General features: G+C 64.4%; 14 protein-coding genes. 8 read left to right on the top strand and 6 right to left on the bottom strand.

Going from position 1 to position 14,797, the window contains the following annotated elements; genetic code table 11:
• The first annotated feature begins 110 nt into the window (after positions 1 to 110).
• A complete protein-coding gene (locus JG747_RS10050; RefSeq protein WP_202361692.1) occupies positions 111 to 1,271 on the top strand; it encodes an efflux RND transporter periplasmic adaptor subunit in 1,161 nt (386 codons plus the stop codon).
• The gene (locus JG747_RS10045; protein ID WP_202361691.1) at positions 1,268 to 4,399 is read left to right on the top strand and encodes an efflux RND transporter permease subunit; all 3,132 of its coding nucleotides are present in this window, start codon (positions 1,268 to 1,270) and stop codon (positions 4,397 to 4,399) included. Before JG747_RS10050 ends, JG747_RS10045 begins: the two co-directional genes overlap by 4 nt.
• 3 nt (positions 4,400 to 4,402) lie before the next feature.
• On the opposite strand, the gene JG747_RS10040 is transcribed toward JG747_RS10045, so the two are convergent.
• From JG747_RS10040 to JG747_RS10015, 6 genes are all read right to left on the bottom strand, one after another.
• Positions 4,403 to 4,813, bottom strand: coding sequence for a GtrA family protein (locus JG747_RS10040; RefSeq protein WP_064980830.1), 411 nt, complete (start codon positions 4,811 to 4,813; stop codon positions 4,403 to 4,405).
• A complete protein-coding gene (locus JG747_RS10035) occupies positions 4,810 to 5,628 on the bottom strand; it encodes a ChbG/HpnK family deacetylase (protein WP_038649500.1) in 819 nt (272 codons plus the stop codon). Before JG747_RS10035 ends, JG747_RS10040 begins: the two co-directional genes overlap by 4 nt.
• Positions 5,625 to 6,605, bottom strand: a complete 981-nt coding sequence (locus JG747_RS10030; RefSeq protein WP_064980832.1) for a glycosyltransferase family 2 protein — start codon at positions 6,603 to 6,605, stop codon at positions 5,625 to 5,627. Before JG747_RS10030 ends, JG747_RS10035 begins: the two co-directional genes overlap by 4 nt.
• The gene (locus tag JG747_RS10025; RefSeq protein ID WP_202361690.1) at positions 6,598 to 7,764 is read right to left on the bottom strand and encodes a glycosyltransferase family 87 protein; all 1,167 of its coding nucleotides are present in this window, start codon (positions 7,762 to 7,764) and stop codon (positions 6,598 to 6,600) included. The genes JG747_RS10030 and JG747_RS10025 overlap by 8 nt, the downstream gene beginning before the upstream one ends.
• A 218-nt stretch (positions 7,765 to 7,982) precedes the next feature.
• Positions 7,983 to 9,020 (bottom strand): zinc-binding dehydrogenase, encoded by a 1,038-nt coding sequence (locus JG747_RS10020; RefSeq protein ID WP_027047384.1) that lies wholly within the window; start codon positions 9,018 to 9,020, stop codon positions 7,983 to 7,985.
• A 52-nt stretch (positions 9,021 to 9,072) separates the two neighbouring features.
• Positions 9,073 to 10,314 (bottom strand): acyl-CoA dehydrogenase family protein, encoded by a 1,242-nt coding sequence (locus JG747_RS10015; RefSeq protein ID WP_019861110.1) that lies wholly within the window; start codon positions 10,312 to 10,314, stop codon positions 9,073 to 9,075.
• A gap of 115 nt (positions 10,315 to 10,429) precedes the next feature.
• On the opposite strand from JG747_RS10015, the gene JG747_RS10010 reads away from it, so the two are divergent.
• From JG747_RS10010 to JG747_RS09985, 6 genes are all read left to right on the top strand, one after another.
• Positions 10,430 to 11,245, top strand: coding sequence for an SDR family oxidoreductase (locus tag JG747_RS10010; RefSeq protein WP_019861111.1), 816 nt, complete (start codon positions 10,430 to 10,432; stop codon positions 11,243 to 11,245).
• 39 nt (positions 11,246 to 11,284) lie between these two features.
• Positions 11,285 to 11,770, top strand: a complete 486-nt coding sequence (locus JG747_RS10005) for a MaoC family dehydratase (protein ID WP_019861112.1) — start codon at positions 11,285 to 11,287, stop codon at positions 11,768 to 11,770.
• The gene (locus tag JG747_RS10000) at positions 11,767 to 12,801 is read left to right on the top strand and encodes a phosphotransferase (protein ID WP_202361689.1); all 1,035 of its coding nucleotides are present in this window, start codon (positions 11,767 to 11,769) and stop codon (positions 12,799 to 12,801) included. Before JG747_RS10005 ends, JG747_RS10000 begins: the two co-directional genes overlap by 4 nt.
• A 12-nt stretch (positions 12,802 to 12,813) precedes the next feature.
• Positions 12,814 to 13,590 carry an SDR family NAD(P)-dependent oxidoreductase gene (locus tag JG747_RS09995; protein ID WP_202361688.1) on the top strand — a complete coding sequence of 259 codons (777 nt, stop codon included), beginning with the start codon at positions 12,814 to 12,816 and terminating at the stop codon, positions 13,588 to 13,590.
• A 103-nt stretch (positions 13,591 to 13,693) separates the two neighbouring features.
• A complete protein-coding gene (locus JG747_RS09990) occupies positions 13,694 to 14,338 on the top strand; it encodes a TetR/AcrR family transcriptional regulator (protein ID WP_019861116.1) in 645 nt (214 codons plus the stop codon).
• A gap of 179 nt (positions 14,339 to 14,517) precedes the next feature.
• Positions 14,518 to 14,766 (top strand): DUF680 domain-containing protein, encoded by a 249-nt coding sequence (locus tag JG747_RS09985; protein WP_019861117.1) that lies wholly within the window; start codon positions 14,518 to 14,520, stop codon positions 14,764 to 14,766.
• The last annotated feature ends 31 nt before the right edge of the window (positions 14,767 to 14,797 follow it).

Genomic DNA, 14,797 nt, shown 5'->3' with positions numbered 1-14,797 from the left:
AAACCGGTGATACCGGGATGTGGCGTGGCCGGTTTTCGCCGCCAGCCCGTATCGTCGCTGCATCCGCTTCCACCTGGAACCGGCAGGCGATTCTTGCCGCTGGAGTGTCGATGCCGAGCTGGAAACAGATTGTCCTTGCGTTTGTGATCGTGGTCGCAGCCACGGCGGCGTGGGCGCGCTTCTACCCCGGCGCTCCGCAAGTGCTGGCGCGCTGGGGCATCGACTGGGCCTATGGCGCCACACCTTTTGCCAAGGACGCGGCGGCGGCTGGCTCCCGTCAGGCGGCGCGCAACGGCGCCCGGATTGCCACCATCGTTGCATCGCCGGCCGCCTCGGCTGTCATCAACGACCGCCTCCAGGCGATCGGCACTGGCCGCGCCAACGCTTCCGTGACCGTCAATCCCTACAGTTCCGGCCGCCTTGCCGAATTGCTGGTCGAATCCGGCAGCCATGTCGACAAGGGACAGATCATTGCGACGCTCGATTCCGAGACCGAAATCATCGCGCAGAACCGGGCCAAGCTCGCTTTGCAGGATGCGCAGTCCAAGCTCGACCGCGTCAAATCGCTGCGCGCCTCCAATGCCGCGACGCCGGTAGCGGTGGCCGATGCAGAGGTGGTTCTGGCGGGCGCCAAGCTGGCGCTGCAGGACGCCGAGCTTGCGCTGCAGCGCCGGTCGATCCTGGCGCCGATATCAGGCACTGTCGGCATCCTGCCGATCTCCGCCGGCAACTATGTGACAAACCAGTCGGCCATCGCCACGCTCGATGACCGCTCCTCGATCCTGGTTGATTTCCAGGTGCCCGAGCGCTTTGCCGCCGCCGTCAAGGTCGGCGCGCAACTGACGGCGACGCCGATCGCCAATCCGAGCAGCTCCTATACCGGCACGGTGTCGGCCATCGACAACCACATCGACGAGAAGAGCCGCACGCTGCTGGTCAAGGCCAAGATCGCCAATCCCGCCGATTCGCTGCGCGCCGGCATGTCGTTCTCCATCACCATGAAATTCCCCGGCGAGACCTATCCCGCCGTCAGCCCGCTGGCGATCCTGTGGGGCGCGGACGGCGCCTATGTCTGGCAGATCGAGGACGGCAAGGCCAAGCGCGTGCCGGTGCGCATCATCCAGCGCAACACCGAGACCGTGCTGATCGATGCCGAGATCGACAGCGGCGACATGGTGGTCACCGAAGGCACGCAGAGCGTCAGCGAGGGCGGCGAGGTCCGCATCGCCGGCCAGGAGCAGCGCGCCCCCAACACCGCCGAAGGCTCATGACCGGATCCGTCAACGCTGCCAGCGATACCGGCTTCACCGCGCTGTTCATCCGCAGGCCGGTCATGGCCTTCGTGCTCAACGTCCTCATCGCGGTTGCCGGCCTCGCCGCCTTCTACGGCGTCGAGATCCGCGAACTTCCGGACGTCGACCGCGCCGTGGTCACCGTTTCCACCACGTTCCAGGGCGCCGCGGCCGAAACCGTCGACCGCGAGCTGACCGACACGATCGAAGGTGCGGTGGCACGCGTCTCCGGCGTCAAGTCGATCTCGTCTTCCTCCTCCTTCGGCCAGAGCCGCGTCACCATCGAGTTCAACGACGGCGTCGACCTCAACGTCGCGGCCTCCGACGTGCGCGATGCCGTCGGCCGCGTCGCCAACCAGATACCGGACACCGCCGATCCGCCGCGCATCGTCAAGGCCGATGCCAATTCCGATGCGGTGATGCGGCTGGCTGTGACGTCCGACAACATGTCGGTCCAGGACATGACCGTGGTGGTGCAGGACCAGATCGAGGACGAACTGGCAGCCGTGCCCGGCGTCGCCGACGTTCAGGTCTATGGCGACCGCGACAAGATCTTCCGCATCGACGTCGACCAGAACAAGCTCGCCAGCCTCGGCTTCACCGTGGCCGACCTCAGGACAGCCCTGGCCTCGGTCGCCTTCGATTCCCCTGCCGGGTCGATCACCACGACCAACCAGGACTTGATCGTCCGCACCACGGCCGACGTGACCACGCCCGAGGAGTTCGAAAACATCATCATCGGCGGCACGACGCGCATACGCGACGTCGCCACCGTCACGCTCGGTCCCGATGTCGGCCAGACCACGCTGCGCTCCGATGGCAAGACCGGCATCGGCATCGGCATCATCCGCCAGGCGGAATCCAACACGCTTGATATTTCGACCGGCGTTCAGGCCGCCGTCGCCAAACTGCAGGAAAACCTGCCCAAGGGCATGGCGATCAAGATCACCAGCGACGACGCCGTCTTCGTCAAGGGCGCGGTCCACGAGGTCGAGATCGCGCTCGGCCTGTCGGTGACCATGGTGCTGATCGTCATCTACATCTTCCTGCTCGACTGGCGCGCCACGCTGATCCCGGGCCTGTCGATGCCGGTCGCCATGATCGGCACCATCGCCGCCATCTATCTGGCCGGCTTCTCCGTCAACATCCTGACGCTGCTCGCCATGGTGCTGGCGACGGGCCTTGTCGTCGACGACGCCATCGTGGTGCTTGAAAACATCGTGCGACGGCGCAACGAGGGCATGGGGCCGCGTGCGGCCGCCGTGCTCGGCGCGCAGGAAGTGTTCTTCGCCGTCGTCGCCACGACGCTGACGCTGGTCGCCGTCTTCGTGCCGATCTCCTTCCTGCCCGGCCAAACCGGCGGCCTGTTCCGCGAATTCGGCTTCGTGCTTGCCATGTCGGTGCTGCTGTCCTGCGTGGTGGCGCTTACGCTATGCCCGATGCTCGCCTCGCGCATGCTGACCGGCGCCTCGCTTCACCACGACGGCGGCCACGGCATCGGCGCCCGTATCGGCGGCGTCCTGAATACCGCGTACAAGCGCGCCCTGCACGCTTGCCTCGATGCGCCCTGGATCGTGGTTCTGGTCGCGGTGCTGTTTGCCGGCACCGCCTTCACCCTGTTCGGCACCATCCGCCAGGAACTGACGCCGACCGAGGACCGCGCGGCCGTGCTGTTGCGCATCAATGCGCCGCAAGGCGTCAGCCTCGACTATACGACGCAGCAGATGCAGAAGATCGAGAAGCTGATCCAGCCGATGCGCGATTCCGGCGAGATCCGCTCGACCTTCGAGAATGCCGGCCAGAACGGCTCCTACAATTCCGGCTTCATGGTGATGACGCTGGCGCCCTGGAACGAGCGCAGCCGCAGCCAGCAGGAGATCATGGCCGAGATCAGCCAGCTCACCAAGCAGGTGCCGAGTGTGCGCATCTTCCCGGTGCAGCCCAACAGCCTCGGCATCCGTGGCGCCGGCAACGGCCTGCAATTCGCGCTGGTCGGCAACGACCGCAAGGCGCTCGGCGACGCGGCGGTGAAGATCATCGCCGAGATGCAGAAGGACCCGCGCTTCCAGACGCCGCGCCTGTCGATCGACCCGACGCAGCCGCAGCTGGCCGTCGCCATCGACCGCGAGCGCGCCTCCGACCTCGGCATCGACATCACGGGGCTCGCCAACACCATGCAGGCCATGCTCGACGGCAACGATGTCGTCGACGTCTACATCGCCGACCGCAGCTATGGCGTAAAACTGGTCTCGACCACCAATCCCATCAACGATCCGACCGATCTGGAAAACGTCTTCCTGAAGACGGGAGACGGCCGCTTCGTGCCGATGTCGACGATAGCCACGCTGACCGAGCGCGCCGTGCCGCCATCGCTGTCGCGCGAACAGCAGCAGCCATCGGTTGCCATCACCTCCAACCTCTCGGGTAATTTCGCGCTTGGCGACGCGCTGAGCCGCGCCGAGGAGATCGCCACGCCGCTCTTGCCGCCGGGCAGCCGCATCCTGCCGCTGGCCGAAGCCGCCACGCTGGGCGAAACCAACAGCGCCATGGTCACCATCTTCGGCTTCGCGCTGGTCATCATCCTCCTGGTGCTGGCCGCCCAGTTTGAAAGCTTCGTCAGCGCCGTCATCATCATGGCGACGGTGCCGCTTGGGCTGGCCTGCGCCATCTTCGCCTTGCTGCTGTCGGGCACCAGCCTCAACGCCTACAGCCAGATCGGCCTGGTGCTGCTGGTCGGCGTGATGGCCAAGAACGGTATCCTCATCGTCGAGTTCGCCAACCAGCTGCGTGATCGCGGGCTCGGCGTGCGCGAGGCGATCGAGCAGGCCTCGACCATCCGCCTGCGGCCGGTGATGATGACGATGATCTGCACCATCCTTGGCGGCGTGCCGCTGGTGCTGGCGGCGGGCGCGGGTGCCGAGGCACGTGTGGCGCTCGGCTGGGTCATCGTCGGCGGATTGGGGCTGGCCACCGTCTCGACATTGTTCCTGACACCGGTCGCCTATCTCCTGCTTGGCCGCTTCGTCACACCGAAGACCCATGAGGAAACACGCCTCAAGCGTGAGCTCGAGGAAGCCGCCTATGTCAGTGTGGAGCCGGCGCAGTAGCTGCTATTTCAGCAACCGGCCTTCGATCGACCAGCGCGCGGCAAGGAAATTCAGCACCGCCGCCACGATGACACCGCCGATCTTCGCCGGCCACACGCCGGCAATACCGGCGAACAGCGCGATCGACAGGCTGGAGACGCCGAGCGAAATCAACGCCCCAAGCGAGACGAAACGCAGGAAGGCGTCATGCAGCCGGATGGCCTGGTTGCGCTCGAACGACCAGAAGCCATTCGCCACGAAAGAGAAGATGACGGCGATCGACCATGAGATGACGTTGGCCGGCAGCGGCGCAACATGCAGCTTGAGCAGCAGGAAAAAGCCAGCGAGGTCGATGGCCGTGTTCGCCAGCCCGACTATGGCGAAGCGCACGATCTTGCTGCCGGTCGAACGGCGAGGCTGGTCGGCGCCGCTCATCCCTTGCCGTCCATGATCTCGACGCCGGCGCGGGCGAGGCTTGCACCAAACGCGTCGGAGGCCAGCACCGCGTATTCCACCTCGCGCACGCCTTGCATCGGGTCGCGCGCCCGCAGCGTGTCGTCGACATGGCCGGGATGGCACATGAACAGGCCTCGTTCCGGCAGTGTCTCGACTGCGGCCTGCAGAACCGGCGCGAACCGTTCGGGCTGCCGCCAGTCATAGATGCCGGCGAGCGGCTCGAAAAGAGTGAAGCCGACGCGCGCCATAGAGCGGTTGAAGCCGGCGGCCACGGCGGCAATTGCCGCGACCTTCGGCGCGACGACGGCATCGCCCAACGCCGGAGCGCCACGCAGCGCCGGCTGGCCGCCGGCTTCGGAAAAATGCGCCCGCAGCCATGTGCGCACGACAGGCAGGAAATGCACGTGCTGGTGCCCATCGATGAAGTCAGGTCGGCGGCCAAGCGCCTTGACGAAGCGGCTGTACTGCGCGTCGAGCTCGGCACGGACATCCCGCTCGTCAATGCTGCCGCGCAGGACCGGCAGTGCCAGCGAACGCAGCGGCGGCAGCCGGCCTTGCGGCGCCAGGCTCGACCGGCCGGTGACGGCCGGCTGGTCGGTGAGGGTCAGGTGCAGCCCCACCGCCGCGCGGCCGCATAGCGGCTTGATACGCTCCGCCGCATCGGGCCATTCCGGAAAGCCGGTCATGCAGCTTGTGCCGGTCAGGCGGCCGCGATCGAGCAAGTCGAGAATTCCAGCGGAAACCCCGGGCGCCAGGCCGTAATCGTCGGCGATCAGGCGAATGCGCCGCGTCATGCGCCAGATGCGCCTGGCGGCCTGTCCGAAACGCCGCGCACGACGTCGCGCACGATATAGACAGGCCGATCCTTGCTTTCCGAAAGCGTGACCCAGACATATTCACCGATCAGGCCAAGCAAGGTGAGATTGAGGCCGCCGAGGAGGACGACGGCGACCATGAGGCTGGGATAGCCGGGAACGGCGATGCCGTAGAACAGCACCTCGAAGAACACCTTGGCTCCGTAGAAGATGCCCGCCAACGCCGCCAGCATCCCGCTCAGGCTGATGATGCGCAGCGGGATGACGGAGAAGGACGTAAACCCTTCCAGCGAGAACGCGATCAGGTTGAGCCGGCTCCATTTCGACTTGCCGGTGACACGGTTCTCCGGTGAATAGGCTATGGCTTTCTGGCGGAAGCCGGCCCAGGCGAACAGGCCTTTGTTGAAGCGCCTTTTGTCACGCAGGCTGGTCAGCGCGCGCACCACGGCGCCGCGCATGACGCGGAAGTCGCCGGCATTTTCTGGGATGTCGAACCGCTGGCTGCTGTTGATCAGGCTGTAGAACAGCTTCGCCAGCTGGCTGCGCCGCCAACTGGCTTCGCGGCGGTCGTTCTGTGCGTAGACGACATCGATATCGGGATTTTCCACCAGTTCGGCGATCATCTTCAGGCTGGTGTCCATGGAATGCTGGAGGTCGGCGTCCATGACCAGCGCCATGTCGCCGCGCGACTGGTCGAGACCGGCGAGCACCGCGACCTCCTTGCCGAAATTGCGGCTGAGCCGCACGATCTCCCAGGAACCCGACAGCGCCTGTGAAAACCGCTCGGCGCCATTGTCGCTGCTGCCATCATCCACGAGGATCTTGTGGACTTCCATGCCGAAGCGCTGCGACACCTCGGCTTCGAGCTTGTCAAGCAATGCGGCAAAGGCCGATGCGGACTGCGCCTCGTTCAAGAACGGCGCGACAATATCGAGAACGGGCCGCGACTCAGCCATTTGCGACAGGCCTTTCATTCATGACCTTGCCTCCCGCCTTGGCCCAGAACCACCAGATCAGGAAGCCAGCGATAACGGTGACCGCAATCGGCCGGAACCAGGGGTACGTTAAATCTTGGATATGACGCTCGACTCCGGTCAATCCTGTCAGGAACAGCATCACGGACAGCACCGAAGCCAGGACACCGCCTCGTTCCTCGCGCCACAACAAGGCAATAGCGAGACCGGCAGGCACGGCGATCATGGCATAGGTGTTGGGCTCGACGCGCGGGTTGAAGACGCACATGTAAAATGTCGCCGTCAGGAAGATGGCGAGACCAGCCGTCCCGCGTTCAAGCTTGCGATCGAACCAGATGACGAATGAGAGCGTGAACAGGGCCATGACCATGCGCACGATGGTTGCGCCGGATTCCGGCATGGGGAGCCCGATTTTGGTGAAGGGGGCCGTGAAATCGGTGGGAACAAAGTGGCTGGTGTTGTCGACGGCCATCGAGGTCAGCATCCCGCCAAAAACACGATACTGGTCGTTGAGATAGCTAGCGGGTGCGAACGCATAGGGCAAGGCGAGCACGAACAGCACCGCCAGCACCAGCACCGGTATCAGCCGCAGGCGCAGGGCGCCGACCAACAAAAGCATGATGATCGCGGTCGGCTTGGCGATGATGGCGACCGAGGCCCAGAAGAAGGTTTCGGCACGCCGTCCTTCGAGCGCCGACAAGGTGAGAAGCCAGCAGGCGCCAGTCAAAAGGATCGTCGCCTGGCCGTTGCGGATCGCCGCCAAAGCCATCGGCAGGGCGAGGAACAGCCCAAAGGACAGCAGCCACGGCAATTCCCCGCCGCCGAGCTTGCGCACCTGCCGTATCGCGGCAAAGGTCAGCACCGCGAAGCCGATAGTATGCCATACCAGGCCGCCCAGATGCGGACCGAGTTTCACCAACGGAACGTAGAGCGCCGCAAAGGCCGGCGCGTAGAGATATCCCATCTCGGACTGAATATTGTAGAGCGGCTGTCGGGCCAGCAACGCCTCGCTGCCGTCTATGTAGGCTTGCCAGACCGTCCGCGTGTGGGGAGACCACAAGACCAGGACAAGGACGATCAGGAACGCCCCGATCCACAGGCCAAATCCCAAACGGTCGAAAACCGGCTTGGATATCGTCATCAAGACACCCCACAACACCCGGAACAGGCTCAGTCCAGCACGGTCCCGGCATTCGATGGCGGCGGCATATCACGGACAAAGCGGCGAGGCATAGGGGGCTGAAGAGCGCGGTTGTGATCTCGGCGGGCCGCTGCGGATGGCCGGACGCGCGGGCGTCCTAACAGGAAAGACGCGCCGAAAGCCTCGTATTCGGGCTTCCGGCGTGGCTTCGTATAGCATCAAGGCCGGATGAAAACCTTGCCGTTGGGCTTGGCCAGTTCCGCCGGCACCCGCGCGATCGCCTCGGCGAGCGGCACGACGGCCGTCACGTCGGTCGACCAGCGCCCGTCGGAAAAGCGCTTCTGCGCTTCAAGGATCGCCGGACCGCGCCGCTCCCTAGATTGCCGCATCCATTCGCTCAGCCAGAAACCCTCTATATGCTTGTGTTGGAAGATCAGTTGGCCGGGCTCGCGGATGATGGTGGCGTCAGGGTCGAGCCGGCCATAGATGATCCAGCGCGCCCGTTTCGGCATCGCATTGAAAATGGCCGAGGCCAGCGGCCCGGTGACCGCATCGAGGAAGATGCGCGGTTGCTCCGCCTTCATCACCTCGCGCAGCGTGACCTCGAAATCCGGCGCCTTCTCGTTGAGCACATGGGCAGCGCCGATCTCCTTCAGCAGCGCGATCTGCTCATCGCGGCGCACGGTGACGATAGGCCGGTACCCTTCCTCCTTGGCCAGGCCGATGATCAGCTTGCAAAGCTGACTGGCGCCGGCGGTCATGACGAAGGCCTTTTCGCCGTCCTGCTTGACGATGTCGAACATGGCGATGGCGGTAATCGGATTGACGATCATCGCCGCGCCGTCCTCGTCGCGCACCGTATCGAGCAGCGGAATGCAGGCTGCCGCCTCGGCGACGGCATATTCAGCCCACGAGCCCCAGTTGCTGAGGCCGGTGGCGAAGGCGACGCGCTTGCCGACGAGGCTCGTGGCGTAGGGCTCGTCACCGCCGGCGACGATCGTGCCGACACCCTCGAAGCCGGCCGGCCGGCCTTTGGCGCGCGGCTGGCCGTACTGACCCTTGATGAAGGCGACATCGGAGGGGTTGATCGAGGCCAGGCTGACCTTGATCAGCACCTGGCTCGGTCCGGGCACCGGCACCGCGATGCGGCCCGGCACGAGATAGGGCTCCATCGCCTCGAGCGCACTGCCGCTTGGCGTCTTGGTGTAGCCGTCGCCGACCAGGAGCAACGCGTTCATTTCGGAGGGAATGGTCATCGGCGACACTCCTTGGTTGTTGACAGAACACTCATGGTCTAGCGGCTGCTGCTCAGAGCTTCTCCTGCGTGTACTTTTTCAGCTCCGTCCGCGCCACCTGCCGGCGATGCACGGCGTCAGGGCCGTCGGCAAGGCGCAATGTCCTCAGATGCGTCCACGACCGCGCCAGCGGCGTGTCCTGGCTGATGCCTTGCGCGCCGAACATCTGTACCGCCTCGTCTGTGATCCTCAGCGCGACGCGCGGCGCGATGACCTTGATTTGGCTGATCCAGGGCGCAGCGGCGCGCGCATCGCCCTGGTCGATCATCCAAGCCGCCTTGAGGCAGAGCAGCCGGGCCATCTCGATCTCCATGCGGCATTCGGCAATGATGTCGAAATTAGCGCCGAGTTTCGCCAGCTTCTGGCCGAAGGCCTCGCGGCGCACGGAGCGCTGGCACAGCATCTCCAGCGCCATCTCGGCCTGGCCTATGGCACGCATGCAGTGATGGATGCGGCCGGGACCGAGCCGCCCTTGCGCGATCTCGAACCCCCTGCCCTCGCCAAGGATCAGGTTCGCTGCCGGTACCCTGACATTGTCGAAGCGCAGGTGCATATGGCCATGCGGCGCGTCGTCGTCGCCATAGACCTGCATGGCGCGGACCTTGGTCGCGCCCTTTGTGTCGGAAGGCACCAGGATCATCGAATGGCGGCGGTGCTGAGGCTCGTCTTCGCCGCCGGTCAGCACCATGACGATGTAGATAGCGCAGCGCGGGTCGCCGGCGCCCGAGGCCCACCATTTCTCGCCGTTGAGCACATAATCGTCGCCCTGCCTCTCGCAGCGCATCGAAATGTTGGTGGCGTCGGACGAGGCGACATCAGGCTCGGTCATCAGATAGGCCGAGCGGATTTTTCCATCCAAAAGCGGCTCGAGCCACACCTTCTTGTGGTCGGCCGAGCCGTAGCGCTCCAGCACCTCCATATTGCCGGTGTCCGGCGCCGAGCAATTGAAGGTTTCGGCGCCGAGATACGCCTTGCCCATCTCCTCCGCCAGATAAGCGTATTCGACGGTGGACAGGCCGTAGCCGCGTTCCGAGCCTGTCAGCCAGAAATTCCACAGACCGCGCTCCCTGGCGGTCTTCTTCAATCCTTCGAGGATTTCGCTCTGGCGTGGGCTGTAGACCCAGCGGTCGCCCGCCTTGCCCACCTCGCCCAAGAATTCCTTGTCGAGCGGCATGATCTCGTCGCGCACCATGGCCGCGACGCGCGCGTGGATCGGCTTCAGCCGCTCGGTCATGCCGAGATTCATCTCCGTCATCGGTCGCTAACCCTTCATAGAGGCCCGGCAATTTACCCGTGGCAAGGATGACCGTACTTCGGATAGCCTTGTCAACGCGAACTCTTTGCCCAGGGCAAAGCGTGGAGAGACTGGAATGGCCTATCTCGACGAGCTGTTTTCGGTGGCCGGCAAGACCGCGCTGGTGACGGGCGCGGCGACCGGTATCGGCCGCATGGCGGCGACAGCGCTGGTCAAGGCCGGCGCCAGCGTCATGATCGCTTCGCGCAAGGGCGAGGATTGCATCCAGGTTGCCAATGCGTTGAACGGGCTCGGCGCCCCCGGCCAGGCCGAGGGCTTCGCCGGCGACGTCTCCAGCGAGGCCGGCATCGCCGCACTCGTCGCCGAGGTCAAGGCGCGGACCGCCAAACTCGATATCCTGATCAACAATGCCGGCGTTTCCTGGGGCGCGCCGCTGGAGAGTTTTCCCTATTCGGCATGGGCCAAGGTGTTCGGCGTCAACGTCACCGCCGTCTTCCACCTGACCCGCGAATTGCTGCCTCTGCTCGAAGCCGCCGCCAGCGACGCCGATCCGGCCCGGGTGATCAACCTGGGTTCGGTGATGGGGACGCAGCCATTGGCCGACGACGCTTATTCCTACACGGCGTCCAAGGCCGCGGTGCATCATCTGACGCGTACGCTCGCGCTCGAATTCGCCGCCCGCCGCATCACCGTCAACGCCTTTGCTCCTGGCCCTTTCCAGAGCCGGATGACGGCCTTTGCCACCGGTACCGATGAGCAGGCCAGACATGTCGGCGGCCATGTTCCGATCGGCCGTATCGGCGCACCGGATGACATTGCCGGCGCAACGCTCTATTTGTGCAGCCGTGCAGGCAGCTATGTCACCGGCGCCATCCTGCCGATCGACGGCGGGCAGTCGGTGCAGCATGGATTGACCTTGTTCAAGGAATGACATTTTCCGGCCATAGAAGCCGGAGGTGAACTGGAGGACATGAGCGTGGAACCGATCAGTCTCGATGTGCTTCTGGCCAGTGTCGGCAAGGAGGTTGGCGTTTCGCCGTGGCGGGTGGTGACGCAGCGGATGATCGACCAGTTCGCCGACGCCACCGACGATCACCAGTTCATCCATTGCGATCCCGAGCGGGCCAAGCGCGAGACGCCCTTCGGCGGCACCATCGCGCATGGTTTCCTGTCGCTGTCGCTGCTGTCGGCAATGACCTTCGAGACCATGCCGCCGCTGGAAAACGGCAAGATGGGCGTCAATCACGGCTTCGATTCGCTGCGCTTCCTGGCGCCGGTGAAGACCGGCGCGCGCATCCGCACCCGCTTCGTGCTGGCCGATGTCAAGGTGAGACCCTCGGGCTGGGTGCAGACGGCGCACGACGTGACGATCGAGATCGAGGGCTCGAAGAAACCGGCTCTGACCGCCCGCTGGCTGACGCTGACGCTGATCGAACGCCAGCCCGAGACCGCATGAACGACCCCAACGCGCTCGACCAGGCAGCGCTTGCGCCTTACCTCGAGGCGGAAATCCCCGGCTTTTCCGGGTTTGCTTCAATCGAAAAATTCAAATCCGGCCAGTCCAACCCGACCTATCTCATCACGGCGGCCAGCGGCCGCTATGTGCTGCGCGCCAAGCCGCCGGGGCAGTTGCTGAAGTCGGCGCATCAGGTCGACCGCGAATTCCGCGTGATGAAGGCGCTTGCCGGCACCGCCGTGCCAGTGCCCGAAATGCTGCATCTGTCGGCCGAGGACTCGCCGATCGGCCGCATGTTCTATGTCATGGATTTCCTCGACGGCCGTATCTTCTGGGATCCGGCATTGCCCGAGGCACGTGACAACGATGAACGCGCCGCCATCTACGACGCCATGAACGGCACGCTCGCGGCCCTGCACGATGTCGATGTCGACGCGGTGGGTCTTTCCGATTTCGGCCGGCCGGGCAATTATTTCGAACGGCAGCTGGCACGCTGGGCCAGCCAGTACCGCGCCTCCGAAACCGGCATCATTGCCGACATGGACCGACTGATCGCCTGGTTGGAAACGCACCGGCCCGCGGATGACGGCCTGATATCGCTGGTGCATGGCGACTACCGGCTGGACAATCTGATCTTCGCGCCGGACCGGCCAAGGGTCATCGCGGTGCTCGACTGGGAGTTGTCGACGCTTGGCCACCCCTTTGCCGATATCGCCTATCAATGCATGCAATGGCGCCTGCCGCATGCTTCCGGCTTTCGCGGCCTCGGCGGCATCGACCGCGCCGCGCACGGCCTGCCTTCCGAACAAGACTACGTCGCTGCCTATTGCCGGCGGCGCCGGCTCAGCGGCATCGGCAACTGGACCTTCTTCCTCGCCTTCTCCTTCTTCCGGTTGGCGGCGATCTGCCAGGGTGTCTACAAGCGCGCGCTGGACGGCAATGCCTCCAATCCCGAAAAGGCCAGGACCTATGGCGAGGCGGTGAAGCTGCTGTCGCATCTCGCCGCCAGACTGATCGACAAGCAGACATGACGGGGAGCAATTATGGGCCGCTTTGACGGAGCAACGGTGCTGATCACAGGTGCCGCCGGCGGCCTCGGCCAGGGTGCCGCGAAAGGCTTTGCCGCCGAGGGCGCGCGGCTGGTGTTATCGGACATCGACGAGAAGGCGCTCGCAGATCTCGCCGCAACCTTGCCCACAGAGACGGCGATCCTGGCCGGTAACGTGGCCGACGAAAAACTGTCCGAGGATCTGGTCCGGCTGGCGGTCGAAAGATTCGGCAGGCTGGATGTCGCCGTCAACAATGCCGGCATCGTCCAGAGTTTTATGCGCCTGCCGCAGGTTCCGTCGGACGAGGCCCGCCGCGTGCTTGAGATCGACCTGCTTGGCGTCTTCTATGCCATGAAGCACCAGATCCCGCAGATGGAGCGGCAGTTCAAGGCGACAGCCAGGGGCGGCGCCATCGTCAACATCGCCTCGGTTGCCGGACTGGTCGGCGCGCCGAAACTCTCGGTCTATGCCGCCGCCAAGCATGGCGTCGTCGGGCTGACCAAATCGGCGGCCGCCGAATATGCGACCAAGGGTGTGCGCATCAACGCCATCTGCCCGGCCCACACCAGGACGGCAATGGTGGACAGTTTCGTGCGCGCCTCCGCTATGCCGGAGGTAGAGGCGCTGGCCGAACTGACACGCGGCGTGCCGATGAAACGCGTGGCGGAAGTCGATGAAATCACCGCCGCCATCCTGTTCGCCGCCGACCCGGCCAACTCCTTCATGACCGGCCATGCGCTGGCCATAGACGGCGGCGTCGGCGCCATCTGAGCCATGCCGTTTGGGAACTTCCCGTGCCCTTGTCCGTTTCCGTACAGCGTATATAATTTAGCCGGATACAACCAACCCCAGACACGACCGAAAGGCACCGGATTTGCCGCTGAGCGTGCAGAAACGCCGCGAGAAACAGAAGGCCGAACTGCGTTCCGAACTGGTCGCGGCCGCGCACAAGCTCGTTCAGGAAGAAGGCTATGAGGGCCTGACCATCCGCAAACTGGCCAAGCGGGTCGGCTACGCGCCGATGTCGGTCTATTCCTATTTCGCCGACAAGCAGGACATTCTGTTCGCGTTGGCCGAGGACGCTTTCGAAACGCTTGCCCGCCGTATCGAGGAGCATCCGTCCGACGATCCGGTCGAGGCCTTGCAGGCCGTGATGACCGAATATGCCGCCTTCGGCCTCGGCAATCCCAATGAATACCGCACCGTTTTCATGACCGAAAAGACCAGGCCGCCGGAAGGTCGGAGTTTTCAAGAGATGCACGAGGCCAACCCGGCGATGAAGGTGCTGATCACGCGGGTCGAAGCCTGCGTCGCCGCCGGAAAATTGCAAGGCGATCCGCGCGCCATCGCCACCATGTTGTGGGCGGTCGGCCACGGCACGATCTCGCTGCTGATCACCTTTCCCTTCTACCCCTTCGGCGACCCGCAGGCATTCGTGAAACGCATGTGCGATTTCCAACTGGCCGCACTGAGCACCCAGAACGTACCGCCATTGACCGATACACTGGTCAACTGCTGAACGACATCTCCTTCGTTTCCAGCCACCCTTTCGGACCAAACCGAGGGCAAATTCTTGGTTAACAAAAAATTTATCGTACGCGTACGATCTTGACTTGAACTTCGCGATCGGCAGTCGTATTTGTACGTAGAACCGTACATGTACGGAAGAAATTCACCCGTCGAAAACGGAGACTGACGATGAAAAAGACACTCCTCGCCCTCGCCGCCGTGGTGGCACTTTCCGGTTCGGCCTTCGCCGCCGGCACCACCCAGCCGGTCAAGCACCTGCCGGCCGCGACCTGCGTCGACACCAAGACCAATGTGAAGCTGGATTGCGCCTCGACCGGCTCGGTCGAGAAGAAGGGCACCGCGGAAAATACCGCTGAAGGCAAGGGCCCGCGCCTTGGCATCAGCATCAATCCCTGGATCCTGCCAAGCGCGTTCTAAGATCGACCGCATACCCGCCCGGGGGTTCCCC

Origin of the sequence: Mesorhizobium sp. 131-3-5, from assembly GCF_016756575.1 — a bacterium.
GTDB classification, from domain to species: domain Bacteria; phylum Pseudomonadota; class Alphaproteobacteria; order Rhizobiales; family Rhizobiaceae; genus Mesorhizobium; species Mesorhizobium jarvisii.
The sequence above is the reverse complement of the archived record's forward strand: the minus strand, read 5'-3'. Positions and strand labels throughout refer to the sequence as shown.